The following is a 14,346-nucleotide window of genomic DNA, read 5'->3' on the forward strand; positions in this document are numbered from 1 at the left end:
GAAGCGCTGTGTTCTTAAATCCTCGCGCTACGTCAGTCACATTGTTTTTTTGTTTTCAATATAGTTAGTCACTGTATCTTGATCGGAACGACCCTGAAGAGAGACGCAGGAGATTTCAAAATGGAATTGATTTCTGAGCAGCTTCGTACCTTCCCGATTATGGCGCTGTTTCTTTGTCTGGGCTTAGGTTACGGCGTTGGAAAGTTCAGGGTCGGCAAGTTCGAACTTGGTGGCATCGCCGGAACCCTTTTGGTGGCCGTTCTTGTAGGTCAAATCGGGGGCATTAACCTGAGCACCGATGTCCAGAATATTTTCTTCTCTCTCTTCATTTTTATGGTCGGCTATAATGGTGGTCCTCAATTTTTTGCAGCTCTGAACCGAACCGCACTTACCAAGCTACTGGCTGCATTTATGATGACTGTCTGGGGACTTTTCTTTGTGGTGGTCGTCGCCCGTTTGGCTGGGTTGGACAAAGGGTTGGCCGCCGGGCTGGCTGCAGGAGGGCTTACGCAATCCGCAATCATTGGTACCGCTGGAAATGCCATCGACCTGCTTGGGCTGGCTGCTGACGAAGCGGAAAAGCTCAAAACCAACATCGCCGTGGGATATTCAGTCACTTACATCTTCGGCTCGATCGGGCCAATTTTGGCGGTGAGTGTCATTCCAATCATAATGCGCGTGGATCTGCGTAAAGAGGCGATTAAGCTGGCCCAAAAACTCAGCGGAGGTGGTCGCAAACTGGAAGAAGGCGAGTTCCTCCCAATGAACCGCTTTAACGCCCGTGCCTATCAGGTAGGTTCCGACGCCTCGATTGCAGGAAAGTCAGTTAAATCCATCGAAGACACTTACGACGGCGACCTGATCGTCGAGAAACTTCTGCATGAAGGTGCCCCCTTAGATCCGAAACCGGACATGGTTATCAGCCCAGGAGACGTCATCGTTGTATCGGGGCTTGTTACAACCCTGACCCGGTTCGAAGGTAGTGCAAGCGGAGAAATTGGTGAGTACCCACCTGAATTGACGGTGGTGGAAGAACGTCGAAATGTTGTTGTCACTAATCGGAAACTGACAGGTAAAACTCTTTTCGAATTGCGCGAAGCCCTGACAGCCGATCAACGACGCGGCGTTCACATCTCAAAGATTATCCGAATGGGTCACGAAGTGCCGGTGCTGCAAAATACCGAAATTCATGCAGGCGATGAGATCTGCATCGTCGGCCACAAAGACGATTTGAACCGTGCGGCAAAAGAGGCGGGATATGTACCGCCATTGGCTTCGGCCACAAATTTCATCGCGCTGGGGATTGGTGTGGCAATTGGCTATTTGATTGGCGAAATTAGCTTCGTGATCGCTGGAACCAAAGTGTCGCTCGGCTCGGGCCTTGGGTGCCTCGTGACAGGGTTGATAATCGGGTATTTGCGTATTCGCCGACCCAAGATCGGCGGGATCAACCATGGGGCCGCAAATTTTCTGCAGAGTTTCGGATTGGCGGTATTCGTCGGGGTTGTTGGTTTGAATGCCGGTAAACCTGCTCTGGAAGCAATTCAACAGTACGGCGTTACCCTGCTTCTGTTGGGAGTGCTGGTCACAATGATGCCAATGATTGTTCAATTCCCAATTAACTACTATGTCTTGCGCATCAAAAACCCGGTCGAAGCCTGCGCGGTTGTTACCGGGTCCCGGTCCGGGAACCCGGGGTTTGCGACGTTGCTTGAAAAGGCAGGGAACTCCACCCCCACGCCAGCGTTCACCATGACCTATGCGGTTGCAAATATCTTTTTGACGCTCTGGGGCCCGCTCGTTGTGGCGTTTGTACCGTAAGTCGCTTCAGAATGACCTCAACTTTCGAACGCAACCATGTGGCATGCGGCTAGGGCATGACCCGCTGAGAAGACAGGCTGATAGTTTGGGTCGCCTGCGTCCTCAGCGGCCATGTCTTTAACCGTGCAACGGCAATCCTTTTGACGCACGATAAGCCTGCACATACCCAACGGCCACAGCCCGTACAGCGCGACCGATCTGGCGATAGGCGCTGTCGTCCAAATTGGCGAAAGACACGCGTGCAGACCAGTTGGGCGCATCAAAACCGGACCCGTTCAACAGCACGATCCCGTGGTCCTGTGCCAGTTTGAACGAGATATCCAACGGGTGAACGTTTTCCTTGATCCATTCAACCACATCTTCGCCGACGTATTTCCGCAGCCAGAACTCGAAATCTATGATGCCATAATACTTGTCGAACAAAGGGTTGTCGGCGACTTTAATGCCCAATCCGTCGACCAGTTCATCAAAACGGTGCTTCAAGATACCCCAACAGAATTTCTGATAAACTTTCTCTTGGTCCATCAATTCAACAAGCGAGAACAATGTCATCATCACTTGTTGTGGCACCGACAGACCCGCAGTGTGATTTAGTGCGACATCCCGGCTGTCGGCGACAATCCGATCAATGAACTTGAACGAGGACGGGTCGGGGGTCAGCGATTCATACCGGGCGTTCACCACGACTTTGGTCTCGTCCGGTGCCTCAGCAATCATCTTGTCGAAGATGTTGTTCTCGGCCACCAGAATTGCGCCCAGACGCCAGCCCGTGCAACCGAAATACTTCGAGTAGGAGTAAACCCCGATCGTATTTTCAGGAAGATGCCCCATCACCGATTGAAAGTCAGGTACGAAGGTGCCGTAGACATCATCTGTCAATATGATCAGGTCAGGACGGCGGGTCTTTACTAAGTCCACAAGTCGGGTCATGACTTCGGGGCTGATCGCGACAGAGGATGGATTCCCTGGGTTGACCAAGAACAGCGCTTTGACTTTGGGATCGGCCAGCAGTTCAAAATCGTTGTCGTTAAGTTGAAAATGATCTTCTTCAGCAGAAGACACATCCACAGTATTCAACCCGTAATCTTCAAGCACCGGCATTTCCAGATAAGGCGTGAAGATCGGCGTGCCCAATGCAATTGTGTCGCCTGCATTAAGCAACCGCTGGTTCTTGAGCGCCTTGAAAATATAGCACATCGCAGCAGTTCCGCCCTCTACTGCGTAGATATCGAACTTTGCGTCGGGCCGATGGCCTGCGCACATCGCCCACATCACGTATTCGTGGACGATCGCCTCATTGTGTTCCAAGCACCTGTCCGGCATCGGGTAGTGGTCGCCAATGATACCGTCGGTCAATTCGAGTACGAAATCGTCTGCTGTGAAACCAAATTTTTCAATCGCAAAATCCACCACGGCCACCAAAGTATCTGCGCCTGGAGGACCGTTATTTTCAGACGTGTCGGTGCAGTATGCCTTGAGCCGTTCGTAACATCCCGGCCCTTGTGGCATACCGGCTAGTCCAACTTGTGGTTCATTGCGATGTCGCTGTGCCTCGGTCATCGCGAACTGACCCAAAAGGAAGAACGCCTCTCGTGCCTTGGTAGCGATCCAATTCGGGTTGCCGCGCCCTGCGTTCAAATATGGCAGCGCCATTTGGCGCGACTCTCTCTGCGCCAGCTTTATGAGTTCGTCTTTGATCTGGAAAGGACTTAGGTTCTCGAACTTATGCAGGTCCAGCGTTTCTGCCATGGCATCAAACCTTTGCGTTAGAACAATCGAAAGAATTCAACCGGATCGTATGCAAGGTGATGAGCAAATGTAAACAGAACTATCAGAATGGAGCGACCGACGAAAAGAAAACCATGAACTTCAAAACAGGCTCTGGGGTCGCGATTCCTAACCAGTAAACGACTGTTGCTGCGGGTGCGATCGCTGATTGAAATATCCTGAAACAGGTCGCGCCTATTGCCCAACAGAGTGGCACGCCAATGATGTCACGATAGGGATCATCACAGTCTTCTTCTCGCCCTGCCCGACAACAAGGCCGGCCAGCATTCCGGCGAAGATACCTTTCTCGCACCAACGCTTTCTCCGGCTGTAAAGCGAGTTGTGCGCTCTGTATTTCTCGGGAACGTCGCGCCACCGCGAACAGTTGCGATTAATGGAGATAATCCCGCTCAATACCCGTTTGTCATCGACCCTAGGCGTGCCAAGCGACTCCGCTAAGAAGGGGGCGAGCCTGGCCACCTGCTCGTCGGTCAACCAGAAAGGATCACCCGTTTCACCGCTCTGTTTTCTAGGACGTGTACCCTGAAGTACCTTGAAATTGGATGCATCGTGGCACTATGAGGGTGATTTCAAACCCAGCTGTTTCAGAGCTTCGTCCGCTGACCGAGCCCAACGCTCCCGAAGGGCAGCGTTGGTGCTATGGCGCAAACCAAGTGATCTCAGATGCTCAAATCGGTTCGGGTCATCCCTCCCGAAAGACACTGCTACGCGTGGCCACCAATAGTCCACAGCGTCTTGCATGTCTTGCGACGCTCCGTTTTCAACCAGCTTCAACGCACCTTCCAACGCCAGTTCGCCGTGATGCGCCTCGATCGGTGCGATCTGCCGGAAAGCCTCGGCCAGTGGCTGGTAAGAGACGGTCGAGAACTCCGCCAGTTGCTCTGCCACGGCACGGCTCATCAGCAGGTTCATGACGACGGCATCAGTCCAACCGGAAATCGGATAATTGAACACCGCAAGCCGCATGTCATGTTCGCTGCGGGTCGCGCCGATATCCGCTTTTCGATCCAACCGGGCAGTCCACGGGTGATGCGTGGCATAACGATCCGTGTCGGCGCCGAACTCACCCATGATTTTCAGAACCCGGTCCGCATGGTCCGTCTTTTCCAGCACGATCTTCGCCGCCGCGATGCGTTCCTTTATGCCGGGGCCCTGGTTGATGACATCAGCAAAGCCTGCGGCACCTGCGAGTTCGCTGTCCACAAACGTAGCCATCAGTTTCATCAGCTCGGCGCGGTAACGCGGCGGTACGTTGGTCGGATTGGTCAGCACTCCGCCTGCGGCCAGATAGCTGTCAAGTGTCATGGCGTCGGTCATTGATCCTCTCCCTTTACTGGTCGTAGTCCACGACCACGCGGTCGGTCACCGGGTAAGCCTGACAACTCAGCACGTAACCTTTTTCGACCTCGTAATCTTCCAGCGCGTGATTGGCGAGCATCTCGACTTCGCCCTCAAGAACACGGCAGCGGCAGGTTGAACAGACCCCGGCCTTGCAGGCGTAAGGTGCATCCATGGCGTTTTCCAGGGCGGCATCCAGAATGGACTGATCCTTCGGCAAGGTGACGGTCTGCGTCGCGCCGTCCAGTGTGATCGAAGCACTGGTCTGGTTTGCCTGCGTGCCTGCGTCAGCCGCGTCTGCCGTGCGCCTGGCCCGACCCGGCTGGGCGCTGGCGAAGAGTTCGAACTTGATCTGGCTGTCCTCAAGACCGTGTTCCCGCAGAGCGGCGGCAATACCCAGCATCATCGGCTCTGGTCCGCAGATGAATGCGGTGTCTGCATTCTTGACATCGATCCAGTGCTTGAACAGCTCGCGGCATTTTTCCTGCGTTACCAGACCGGTGAACAGGTCAATCTCCTGCGCGTCGGCTTCCAGAATGTGGATGACGTTCAGCCGACCCATATAGAGGTTTTTCAGATCCTCCAGTTCCTCACGGAACATGATCGTGTTGATGCCCTTGTTGGCATAGATCAGCGTAAATCGGGATTTGGGTTCGCGGGCCAACGTGGTTTTGAGGATCGACAGAACAGGCGTGATCCCCGATCCGCCGGCGAAGCCAAGATATTGTTTTTCCGCATCCGCATCGATGGGCACGTGGAAATTGCCCATGGGCGGCATCGCCTGCACGACGTCACCTATGTTGAGGTCCTCATTTGCCCAGCTTGAGAACGCGCCACCCTCGACACGTTTTATGCCAACCTGAAGAACACCGTCATCCTTGCCGGCACAGATGGAGTAGGAGCGGCGCAGTTCTTCACCGTCGAATTCGCGCCGGAACGTCAGGTACTGGCCGGCGGCGAAGTCGAACTGTTCCGCTGCGCCGTTAACGGGTTCAAGCGTAACGACAACCGCATCGCGGATGGTTTTGTGGATGTCGGTGACTTTCAGGTCGTGAAAACGTGCCATCCGGTGCTCCTCCTCAGATGCACTTGAAATAGTCAAAGGGTTCCAGACAGTCCGCGCAGCGCCAATGGGCCTTGCACGGGGTCGAGCCGAACTGGCTGACCTTTTCGACTGCTTTACTGCCGCAATGGGGGCAGCGATCCGGGCCGCCCGCGGGTTGCGGCGGCGCAATGCCATAATCTTCCAGCTTGGCGCGGCCTTTTTCGCTGAGCCAATCGGTGGTCCAGGCGGGTGAAATGCTGGTTTCTATGCGCAGATCCCCGATGCCGTGATCGCGCAGGGCGGTTTCGATATCCATACTGATGATGGATGTCGCCGGGCAACCGGAATACGTTGGCGTGACGGTTACGACCAGCGTGTCAGCGTCCCAGCGCACATCGCGAACAATGCCCAAATCCACGACGGAGATCACCGGGATTTCGGGATCGGGCACGGCATCCAGCCAGCTCCATATCTGGTCAGTCGAGACCCGCATCCGCTTTTACCACTTTGCTCCGGGATAGGCGCGTTGCAGCCATTGCATCTGCGTCAGCAGATGGCCCAGATGTTCGGTATGCATGCGCCCGTCGCGGCCGCCTTTATGGGCAAATCGGCTTTCCGGAATGGTCAGCGTCGCCTGATTGAGGACCCGCTCGACCAGAGTGTCGTATTCCTCTCGCAAATCCGCCGGGTTCGGCGCAATCCCTGCGGCGACCATCTGGGCGTCCACCTCGTCGCTGGCAAACATCTCGCCCACATAGGGCCACAGGTAATCCAGTGCATCCTGCATCCGGGCATGGCTTTCCTCGGTTCCGTCGCCAAGACCGACAACCGTGTCGCCCGAACGTTCCAGATGGTAGGTCACTTCCTTGTTGGCCTTGGCGGCGATTGCCGCGACGCGCTCGTCCGAGGAAGCCATCAGCCGCCCCAGCATGATCGAGTGCCACGCATCGAACAGGAATTGACGCATCAGCGTACGGCCGAAATCGCCGTTCGGCACTTCGACCAGCAACACGTTGCGGAAATCCCAGGCGTCGCGCAGGAAGGCCAGATCGTCGGCGCTTTTGCCACCATCTGCCTCTCCGGCAAGGCCCAGCCACATCTGGGTCTGACCAATCAGGTCCAGCGCAGTGTTGGCCAGCGCTATGTCTTCTTCCAGAACCGGCGCATGGCCGCACCACTCACTGACACGATGGCCGAGGATCAGGGTGTTGTCCCCCATCCGCAGCAGGAATTGCAGAAATGCCTCGTCCCGGGTCATCACATTGCCCCCACTTCATCGGGAATGTCGAAGAAGGTCGGGTGGCGGTAAACTTTGCTTTGACTCGGTTCATACAGCGGGCCTTTGTCGCTGGGTGACGACGCCGAGATGTTGTTGGCTTCGACCACCCAGATCGAGACGCCTTCGTTGCGGCGGGTGTAGACATCGCGCGCGTTCTTGATTGCCATTTCCGCGTCAGGGGCATGTAGCGAACCGACATGTCGGTGGCTCATCCCATGCTGACCGCGGATGAAGATTTCCCACAGGGGCCATTCGGTATTCATCGGGTATCCTCCTCAGGGTAAGCTTATTCAGCAGCCAGATTGCCGGCCTGTTTCTTGCGGGCGTGGGCTAACAGCCCGTCACGGACCCACTTGCCGTCGTCCCATGCCTTGTTGCGCGCGGCCAGCCGATCCACGTTGCAGGGGCCGTTGCCCTTGATCACGTCAAAGAATTCCGACCAGTCGGGTTCCGTAAAGTCGTAATGCCCCCGCTCTTCATTCCACTTCAGATCCGGATCAGGGATTGTCAGACCCAGATATTCAGCCTGCGGCACAGTCTGGTCGACGAATTTCTGGCGCAGCTCGTCATTGGTATTGATCTTGATCTTCCAAGCCAGCGACTGGGCCGAATGCACCGAGTCCTTGTCGGACGGGCCGAACATCATCAGTGACGGGTACCAGAAGCGGTTCATCGCATCCTGCGCCATCTTGCGTTGCTCGGGCGTACCTTCGGCCATTTTGCGAATGGCATCGTAACCCTGACGCTGGTGAAAGCTTTCTTCCTTGCAGATGCGGATCATCGCGCGCGAATACGGCCCGTAGGACGTTCTTTGCAGCGGCACCTGGTTCATGATCGCCGCCCCGTCAACCAGCCACCCGACGGCACCGATATCGGCCCAGTTCAAGGTCGGGTAATTGAAGATCGACGAGTATTTCATGCGGCCATCCAGCAGCATCTCGGTCAGTTCATCGCGGCTGACACCCAACGTTTCGGCGGCACAATACAGGTAAAGACCGTGCCCGGCCTCGTCCTGCACCTTGGCGAGAAGGATCGCCTTCCGCTCCAGCGTCGGCGCGCGCGTGATCCAGTTGCCTTCGGGCAATTGGCCCACAATCTCGGAATGAGCGTGCTGTCCAATCTGACGGATCAGCGTCTTCCGATACCCGTGCGGCATCCAGTCCTTTGGCTCGATCTTGATATCCGCGTCGATCCGCGCCTGGAATTCAGCAAGCTTGTCCGGATCTTCATTCGACGCTTCGGATTCTACCATCTGAGCATACATGTCCCGTCTCCTCCGTTACACGCGTTCAAGTAAAAGGGCCGCACCCTGCCCGACACCCACACACATGGTGCACAGGGCATAGCGCCCGCCGGTACGTTTCAATTGATAGGCCGCGGTCAGCACAAGACGCGCACCGCTCATGCCAAGGGGGTGGCCCAGCGCTATTGCGCCACCGTTGGGGTTCACGTGGGGCGCGTCGTCGGGAAGACCCAGCTCGCGCAAGGTGGCAAGGCCCTGAGACGCAAACGCCTCGTTCAGTTCGATCACGTCCATCTGATCCACGCTCAGCCCTGCCCGGGCCAACACCTTGCGGCTGGCCGGCACCGGGCCGATGCCCATCACACGTGGCGCAACACCCGCAACGGACATGCCAACCACACGGGCCATCGGGGTCAGACCGTTCTTGGCTGCTGCGGCCTCATTCGCCATCAGGATCGCCGCCGCGCCATCATTCACACCGGACGCATTTCCCGCCGTCACGGTTTTGTCGGGCCCGTTCACACCTTTCAGACCCGCGAGTTTTTCTGCCGTAGTTCCCGGGCGCGGGTGCTCGTCCGTATCAATAACAATCGGATCGCCCTTGCGCTGGGGAACCGAAACCGGGGTGATTTCATCCTTGAACACCCCAGCCACATGCGCGGCGGCCCAGCGGGACTGGCTGCGCGCGGCAAAGGCATCCTGGTCTTCCCGGCTGATACCATAATCTTCGGCGACATTGTCGGCCGTTTGCGGCATGGAATCGACGCCGTATGCCTGCTTCATCTTCGGGTTCACGAAACGCCATCCGATCGTGGTGTCGTAAACCGCGTTGCTGCGGGTGAACGCCGAACTTGCCTTGGGCATGACGAACGGCGCACGGGACATGCTTTCCACGCCACCCGCAATGGCCAAATCATAGTCGCCCGCCTTGATGCCGCGCGCCGCCATTCCCACGGCGTCCATGCCGCTGGCACACAGACGGTTCACCGTCGTTCCCGGCACATCAATCGGCAAACCCGCCAACAGCGCCGCCATACGCGCAACGTTTCGGTTGCTCTCGCCCGCCTGATTGGCATCGCCATAGATCACGTCGTCAACACTGGCCCAGTCGACCTGAGGGTTGCGCGCTTTCAATGCCGCCAACGGCAGAGCAGCCAGATCATCTGTGCGGACCGACGAGAGCGCCCCTCCGTAGCGTCCGATCGGAGTGCGCGTCGCGTCACAAATGAAAGCGTCCATCTTAGAGTACTCCTGTTCCCGTGGAACAATATCAACCGTCTGGTCGGTTAATAAATCCTCCCCTGATTCGATGCAAGCCTTATGTTACTCAATCATCTCATATACTGCACATCTTGTAACATTAAGGGTGGCTGCCTACCAAAGAGGTGTTCTTGACCGCAAAAAAGACGATGCAGCCCTTCGCGATGGCAGGACATCCAACAGCTCGCCCGAACTTTGCCCCGCTGTGGGTCAGTCCATCAGCTCGGCTTCCAAGCTCGATAGCGAGGGGCGCGGCAGCCTGTCCAACAAGTGCGAGACAGCTTCTCTGCATGCGGCGCCTTTCCAGTCGTCCGGCAGGAAAACCGGCGGCAGGCTTGGATGGCGCAGAACGATACGTCGCCATGCATGCACCACCAGTACGCGCAGTACCGCCGAACGCATCGGATCGCCCGCCCCCTCTGCGGGCAAAAGCCGCTCAACCACCTGAATGGCATCCCAGAACTGATCATAGGCGGTTTTCAACGGCTCCGGCCCGCACAGGTCGCGAAGCCAGTTCGGGACGGACATCGTGTCGCTCTCGAAACCCAGAAGCTCCTCAAGATCATCCGGCATCGGCCCGGGCGCCATGGCCGTGGACGCATTCAACGAGAAGTAATCCCCTGTCAGCATCAGGTCCGACAATTCCTTTCGGGAACTTTCCGAGTTGCTGGCGATGAGGACATGCCAGATATCCGGCATGTTCGGGTCGCGGGAATAGATACGCGGTGCGGCTGCAACGCTTTGACGGCGGCCAAAGCTGGTCAGCCTGTGCACACTGTTCCGACCGACCCGCGTGCTTTCAATCCAGCCTTCCTTGCGCAACCGATGCAGGGCAACACGCGTGGCCTCGGCCCTGATCCCCGCCAGACGCGTAAGCGCGGTGATGAGTGATCCGCTGATCTGATCTGATCCATCCTGCGCCAGATCGCCGAAAATCGTGACCAGAACAGACCACACCCGCTGGGTGCTTGTCGTGGTCAGCCGGCTGACACAGGTTTCAAACCAGTCTGGAGCGGTATCTTTCATTTGCCCAGTATAATCGGACCCGAAGGAAATGCCATCCGGCCCCGCGCGCAAACAGTTTCGTTCAGGGTCAGGATTTCGCCAACGGGATCGGTTCAATCAAGCGGTGTCGGGCCAGACAAATGATGGGCCGAGGCAGCGCCACCTGCGCGCGGCCCGCGTTGCCTGCCGCTCTATTTGGCGTGCATGTCACGTTTGCGGTTGCGAGTCCGTTTTGTGGCCTCGTCCGAGCCATCGTGATAGGTTCCGAACCACTTGTCCCAGGGCATTTCCGCGTTGCCGTAATTGCATTCGTAATACCGGTGATGCAACTGGTGGAAAAACGCCCCGATCAACAACGCCTGACGGTCGCGCGCCCAGATGGCCTCGTACCCGGAATGAGACGAGGCGGCACCCAACATCAGCCAATACCCCAGAAAGATCATGTGCACCGGGTTGCTGGGCAGTACCAGCACGATCAGGATGGCACTGAGATACCCCAAAGCCTCGACCGGATGCATCGACATGCCCGACCATGGGCCGGTGTTGACGTTGCGATGATGCACGGCGTGAACATCTCTGTAGATGAACGGCTGGTGCAGAAACAGATGCACAACGTAGAAATGAAAGCTCTGCCAGATCGCCAGGATCGGAAACAGCAGCACGAACCAGACCGGATGTACAGCGAAGCTGAGCGTGGCGATGTAATTGTTGGCGTACATCCAGCGCAGAAAGCACTCCAGCATCGACAGGAATGTCGCGCCAAAGACCATCGAATGGTAGATGTTGTCCCAGGTCTGATAGCCGAACTTGTACAAAGCGTTCTTGCGCTTCATGTAAGGCCGTGGGTCGTATTTCAGCAGCTTTCCCTGCCCATCAACGCCGTAGAACCACATGTGCAGACCACCGGCGACGATCAACAGCAGCACCCAGTTCCGAATGAATACCCATGACATCCAGCCCGGGGCAAACGAGGCCTGCCCGGCATCGACGGGTTGTACCCAGAAGGCCACAAGGAAGGCCAAGGCCAGAAAGATCGAGCGGTCCGAGAACTGAAGCCAGTTCTGCCAAACCCATTTCGCCAGGACGCCGATTTTCGGCGGCCAGTTCCAGTACGGGGCGTATTTCACCGGCAAGTCCGGGTGCCAATGCCATTCGCGGCTCATGGGGCCGGGCTCGGGGCTTGCTTTGGTGATGTCCTGAGGGTTCGCGTCTTGGGTCGTCACGTGATTGTCCTTTCCTGAATAAAGTCGCCTTTTTCAGGACCAAGCCGGAGGCGGCTCGTAAGGATATTTGCGTGATGGCCGGCGATACATGATGCGACCTATTCGTGGAACGGGCGGTGGTTATCGAGCGCCTTGTGCAACCTGCCCCGCCCATCCGGTTTCTTGCGGACACCGGCAGCGGAAAGCGAACCGTTCCCCACAGCAACGGCGGCACGAAAAACGGCCAGACGTTTCAGCCGATTTGCTTCAGGCGTGATGCAGGATCCCCCCATGTCAGCGAATGCAACGGCGCAAGAATGATGATCCGCCATGCTGTAGATCCGTTTCCTGCCCGCCGCGCACCGCCCTACTCGGCGGCCTTCAGGTCAGATCCTTGCGGGATCACTTCGTAACCGGGCTCTTCGGGTTCATCGTCCAGCATTTCCGATGGGAACCCCGGCGCGCGGATATCCAGCCCGGTTTTGTCTTCGAGCCGGCGGATGATGTTGGGGGAAAACTCACGAGGGCCGTAGTTCTCGATACCGTCCTTGAAAATCTCGATCATCAGCGGATTGATCTCCAGCGGCACCCCGGCGCGATCCGCCACCTCCTGAAACAGGCCGATATCCTTCAACACCAGGTCCATCGTGAACGAGATATCGCGAGATCCGTTTAGGATGACCTGACTTTCGGTTTCATGCACGAAGGATGTTCCCGAACTGATCTTCATTGCCTCATACGCCGTATTCAAATCCATTCCGGCGGCCTTGGCGACGACAAGCGCCTCTGAACAGGTGATCAGGTTTGCAGTGGCCAGATAGTTGGTCAGCACTTTCAGCACCGAAGCAGATCCCAACTCACCGGTATGAAGGATGCGACGCCCCATCGTGGTCAGAAAGGGCAGAATACGTTCGAACGTGGCGCGATCACATCCGGCAAAAATCGAAATGTTGCCGGTATCCGCCCGATGACACCCCCCCGAGACCGGACAATCGACGGCAGCGCCACCGCGTTCCTTCACCATCGCACCCAGACGCTTGACCTCTGCTTCATCCGTGGTGGACATCTCCATCCAGATTTTGCCCTCGGTCACTTCGGGCAGCATGTCCCGCATCACAGCGTCCGAAGCCGCCGGAGAAGGCAGACAGGTAATCACCGCATCACAATCCCGCATCAGTTGTGCCGGATTCTCGGCAGCCTTTGCCCCGCGGTCGACGAAACCGGACACCAGGTCAGAGTTCAGATCATGCACGGTCAGATCAACGCCATTGCGCAGCAAACTGCCACTGAGTTTCCCGCCGACATTTCCAAGGCCGATGAATCCAACTTTCATACCTGCGTTCCCTTTCCGGTGGCCAATCAGAGGACCAGCGCTGTTTTTCCCTGATGAAATCTACGGGCGTTGAATGCAGCGTGTAAAACGAATAAATATCGCCGGTATCCATAAAATTTTTTGGTGCTGGAAATGTCAAAATCGCCCAATCTGGTCTGGCTGCGGTCTTTTGACTGTGCCGCACGGCATATGAGCTTTACTGCTGCGGCAGAAGAGCTTGGCATCACACAGACGGCCCTGAGCCTGCATGTCCGCTCATTGGAAGCACAGCTGGGCTGCCCTTTGTTCTTTCGTGCCGCGCGCAACCTCAGCCTGACAGAGGTCGGGCAGGCCTATGCGTTTTCAGTTCGGCGCGCCTTGGGCGATATTGATCTGTCGACCGCAAGCCTGTTTGGCTCCGGTCACAAGCACGAGCTGGTCGTGCGTGTGCCGATTTCCACGGCCAGCTTGTTCCTTGCCGGCAGATTGCCCGAGTTTTCACGCGCACACCCGGGTGTATCGATCAGGTTGGTTTCAAATATCTGGGCAGAATCCGCGGGCAGCGAAAACGTCGATGTCGAGCTGCGTTTGGGAAACGGGGAATGGACGGACGGGCCGTTCAGCAAGATCTCGGATGAGCGTATCGTACCGGTTGCAGCCGGATCACGAGATCGGAAATGGCCTTCGGTGCAAGAACTGCTGGTCAAACCCCAGATACAGATTTTGGGATTTCAGGACATGTGGCACCGGTATTTTTCCGCTTTCGGCACAGAGTATTCTCCTGCGGCGTCTTCCTTCACCGTGGACACGACAATTGCCGCCGTGGACATCGTGGCGGAAGGTGGAGGATACGCGGTAATCCTTGAGCGCTTTGCCAGAACCGCAATCAAGGCCGGAAGGTCCATCGCGATAGTCGGGGACGCCATTCCAATCGAACAGAGCCATTTCCTTGTCGATGGCCAGAGATCGAACGCGAACTCTGCTGCCAAACAGATGTTTGAAACCTGGCTCAAACAGATTTTCGCCTGAGATGTGCCTGCGGGCAATGAGTTC

The 14,346-nt window shown here is 56.8% G+C and carries 14 protein-coding genes and 1 pseudogene; 2 read left to right on the forward strand and 13 right to left on the reverse strand.

The window, feature by feature from the left end:
• Positions 1-120 precede the first annotated feature (120 nt).
• Entirely contained in the window at positions 121-1,821 is a 1,701-nt protein-coding gene (gene aspT, locus GS612_RS12025; RefSeq protein WP_171640597.1) for an aspartate-alanine antiporter, read from the forward strand.
• Positions 1,822-1,938: 117 nt separating this feature from the next.
• On the opposite strand, the gene GS612_RS12030 is transcribed toward aspT, so the two are convergent.
• The 13 genes and pseudogenes from GS612_RS12030 to GS612_RS12090 form a co-directional block, all read right to left on the reverse strand.
• Positions 1,939-3,570 (reverse strand): bifunctional aspartate transaminase/aspartate 4-decarboxylase, encoded by a 1,632-nt coding sequence (locus GS612_RS12030; protein WP_171640599.1) that lies wholly within the window; start codon positions 3,568-3,570, stop codon positions 1,939-1,941.
• Between the two features lie 228 nt (positions 3,571-3,798).
• Positions 3,799-4,083 (reverse strand): annotated as a pseudogene (locus GS612_RS12035) (transposase); the annotation flags it as partial.
• A gap of 81 nt (positions 4,084-4,164) precedes the next feature.
• Positions 4,165-4,926: a Phenylacetic acid catabolic protein gene (locus GS612_RS12040; protein ID WP_171640602.1), complete on the reverse strand. Its 762-nt coding sequence runs from the start codon at positions 4,924-4,926 to the stop codon at positions 4,165-4,167.
• A gap of 13 nt (positions 4,927-4,939) precedes the next feature.
• Complete coding sequence (locus GS612_RS12045; RefSeq protein ID WP_171640604.1) at positions 4,940-6,013, reverse strand: 2Fe-2S iron-sulfur cluster-binding protein; 1,074 nt, start codon at positions 6,011-6,013, stop codon at positions 4,940-4,942.
• Between the two features lie 13 nt (positions 6,014-6,026).
• Positions 6,027-6,485 (reverse strand): 1,2-phenylacetyl-CoA epoxidase subunit PaaD, encoded by a 459-nt coding sequence (gene paaD, locus GS612_RS12050; protein ID WP_171118426.1) that lies wholly within the window; start codon positions 6,483-6,485, stop codon positions 6,027-6,029.
• A 6-nt stretch (positions 6,486-6,491) separates the two neighbouring features.
• The gene (gene paaC / locus GS612_RS12055; protein ID WP_171640606.1) at positions 6,492-7,250 is read right to left on the reverse strand and encodes a 1,2-phenylacetyl-CoA epoxidase subunit PaaC; all 759 of its coding nucleotides are present in this window, start codon (positions 7,248-7,250) and stop codon (positions 6,492-6,494) included.
• The gene (paaB, locus tag GS612_RS12060) at positions 7,250-7,534 is read right to left on the reverse strand and encodes a 1,2-phenylacetyl-CoA epoxidase subunit PaaB (protein WP_171118424.1); all 285 of its coding nucleotides are present in this window, start codon (positions 7,532-7,534) and stop codon (positions 7,250-7,252) included. The genes paaC and paaB overlap by 1 nt, the downstream gene beginning before the upstream one ends.
• Positions 7,535-7,557: 23 nt before the next feature.
• Positions 7,558-8,535, reverse strand: coding sequence for a 1,2-phenylacetyl-CoA epoxidase subunit PaaA (paaA, locus tag GS612_RS12065; RefSeq protein ID WP_171640608.1), 978 nt, complete (start codon positions 8,533-8,535; stop codon positions 7,558-7,560).
• 15 nt (positions 8,536-8,550) lie between these two features.
• Positions 8,551-9,753: a 3-oxoadipyl-CoA thiolase gene (gene pcaF / locus GS612_RS12070; RefSeq protein ID WP_171640610.1), complete on the reverse strand. Its 1,203-nt coding sequence runs from the start codon at positions 9,751-9,753 to the stop codon at positions 8,551-8,553.
• A 231-nt stretch (positions 9,754-9,984) separates the two neighbouring features.
• Positions 9,985-10,800 carry a PaaX family transcriptional regulator C-terminal domain-containing protein gene (locus GS612_RS12075; protein WP_171232340.1) on the reverse strand — a complete coding sequence of 272 codons (816 nt, stop codon included), beginning with the start codon at positions 10,798-10,800 and terminating at the stop codon, positions 9,985-9,987.
• A 170-nt stretch (positions 10,801-10,970) separates the two neighbouring features.
• Positions 10,971-12,002 carry a sterol desaturase family protein gene (locus tag GS612_RS20695; protein ID WP_171640612.1) on the reverse strand — a complete coding sequence of 344 codons (1,032 nt, stop codon included), beginning with the start codon at positions 12,000-12,002 and terminating at the stop codon, positions 10,971-10,973.
• A gap of 98 nt (positions 12,003-12,100) precedes the next feature.
• Positions 12,101-12,313 (reverse strand): hypothetical protein, encoded by a 213-nt coding sequence (locus GS612_RS12085; RefSeq protein WP_152460119.1) that lies wholly within the window; start codon positions 12,311-12,313, stop codon positions 12,101-12,103.
• A gap of 35 nt (positions 12,314-12,348) precedes the next feature.
• Entirely contained in the window at positions 12,349-13,314 is a 966-nt protein-coding gene (locus tag GS612_RS12090) for an NAD(P)-dependent oxidoreductase (RefSeq protein WP_171640614.1), read from the reverse strand.
• Between the two features lie 132 nt (positions 13,315-13,446).
• Between GS612_RS12090 and GS612_RS12095 the strand changes: the two genes are divergently transcribed.
• Positions 13,447-14,322, forward strand: a complete 876-nt coding sequence (locus GS612_RS12095) for a LysR family transcriptional regulator (RefSeq protein WP_171640616.1) — start codon at positions 13,447-13,449, stop codon at positions 14,320-14,322.
• Positions 14,323-14,346: the final 24 nt, after the last annotated feature.

Source organism: Ruegeria sp. HKCCD6157 (genome assembly GCF_013110685.1).
Taxonomy (GTDB): domain Bacteria; phylum Pseudomonadota; class Alphaproteobacteria; order Rhodobacterales; family Rhodobacteraceae; genus Ruegeria.

What these genes read in the sequence shown, in the direction of transcription:
- GS612_RS12045 (WP_171640604.1), bottom strand. Translation starts at nt 6,013, where the DNA reads ATGGCACGTTTTCACGACCTGAAAGTCACCGACATCCACAAAACCATC.
- paaD (WP_171118426.1), bottom strand. Translation starts at nt 6,485, where the DNA reads ATGCGGGTCTCGACTGACCAGATATGGAGCTGGCTGGATGCCGTGCCC.
- paaC (WP_171640606.1), bottom strand. Translation starts at nt 7,250, where the DNA reads ATGACCCGGGACGAGGCATTTCTGCAATTCCTGCTGCGGATGGGGGAC.
- aspT (WP_171640597.1), top strand. Translation starts at nt 121, where the DNA reads ATGGAATTGATTTCTGAGCAGCTTCGTACCTTCCCGATTATGGCGCTG.
- GS612_RS12075 (WP_171232340.1), bottom strand. Translation starts at nt 10,800, where the DNA reads ATGAAAGATACCGCTCCAGACTGGTTTGAAACCTGTGTCAGCCGGCTG.
- GS612_RS12030 (WP_171640599.1), bottom strand. Translation starts at nt 3,570, where the DNA reads ATGGCAGAAACGCTGGACCTGCATAAGTTCGAGAACCTAAGTCCTTTC.
- paaB (WP_171118424.1), bottom strand. Translation starts at nt 7,534, where the DNA reads ATGAATACCGAATGGCCCCTGTGGGAAATCTTCATCCGCGGTCAGCAT.
- paaA (WP_171640608.1), bottom strand. Translation starts at nt 8,535, where the DNA reads ATGTATGCTCAGATGGTAGAATCCGAAGCGTCGAATGAAGATCCGGAC.
- pcaF (WP_171640610.1), bottom strand. Translation starts at nt 9,753, where the DNA reads ATGGACGCTTTCATTTGTGACGCGACGCGCACTCCGATCGGACGCTAC.
- GS612_RS12085 (WP_152460119.1), bottom strand. Translation starts at nt 12,313, where the DNA reads ATGGCGGATCATCATTCTTGCGCCGTTGCATTCGCTGACATGGGGGGA.
- GS612_RS12040 (WP_171640602.1), bottom strand. Translation starts at nt 4,926, where the DNA reads ATGACCGACGCCATGACACTTGACAGCTATCTGGCCGCAGGCGGAGTG.
- GS612_RS12090 (WP_171640614.1), bottom strand. Translation starts at nt 13,314, where the DNA reads ATGAAAGTTGGATTCATCGGCCTTGGAAATGTCGGCGGGAAACTCAGT.
- GS612_RS12095 (WP_171640616.1), top strand. Translation starts at nt 13,447, where the DNA reads ATGTCAAAATCGCCCAATCTGGTCTGGCTGCGGTCTTTTGACTGTGCC.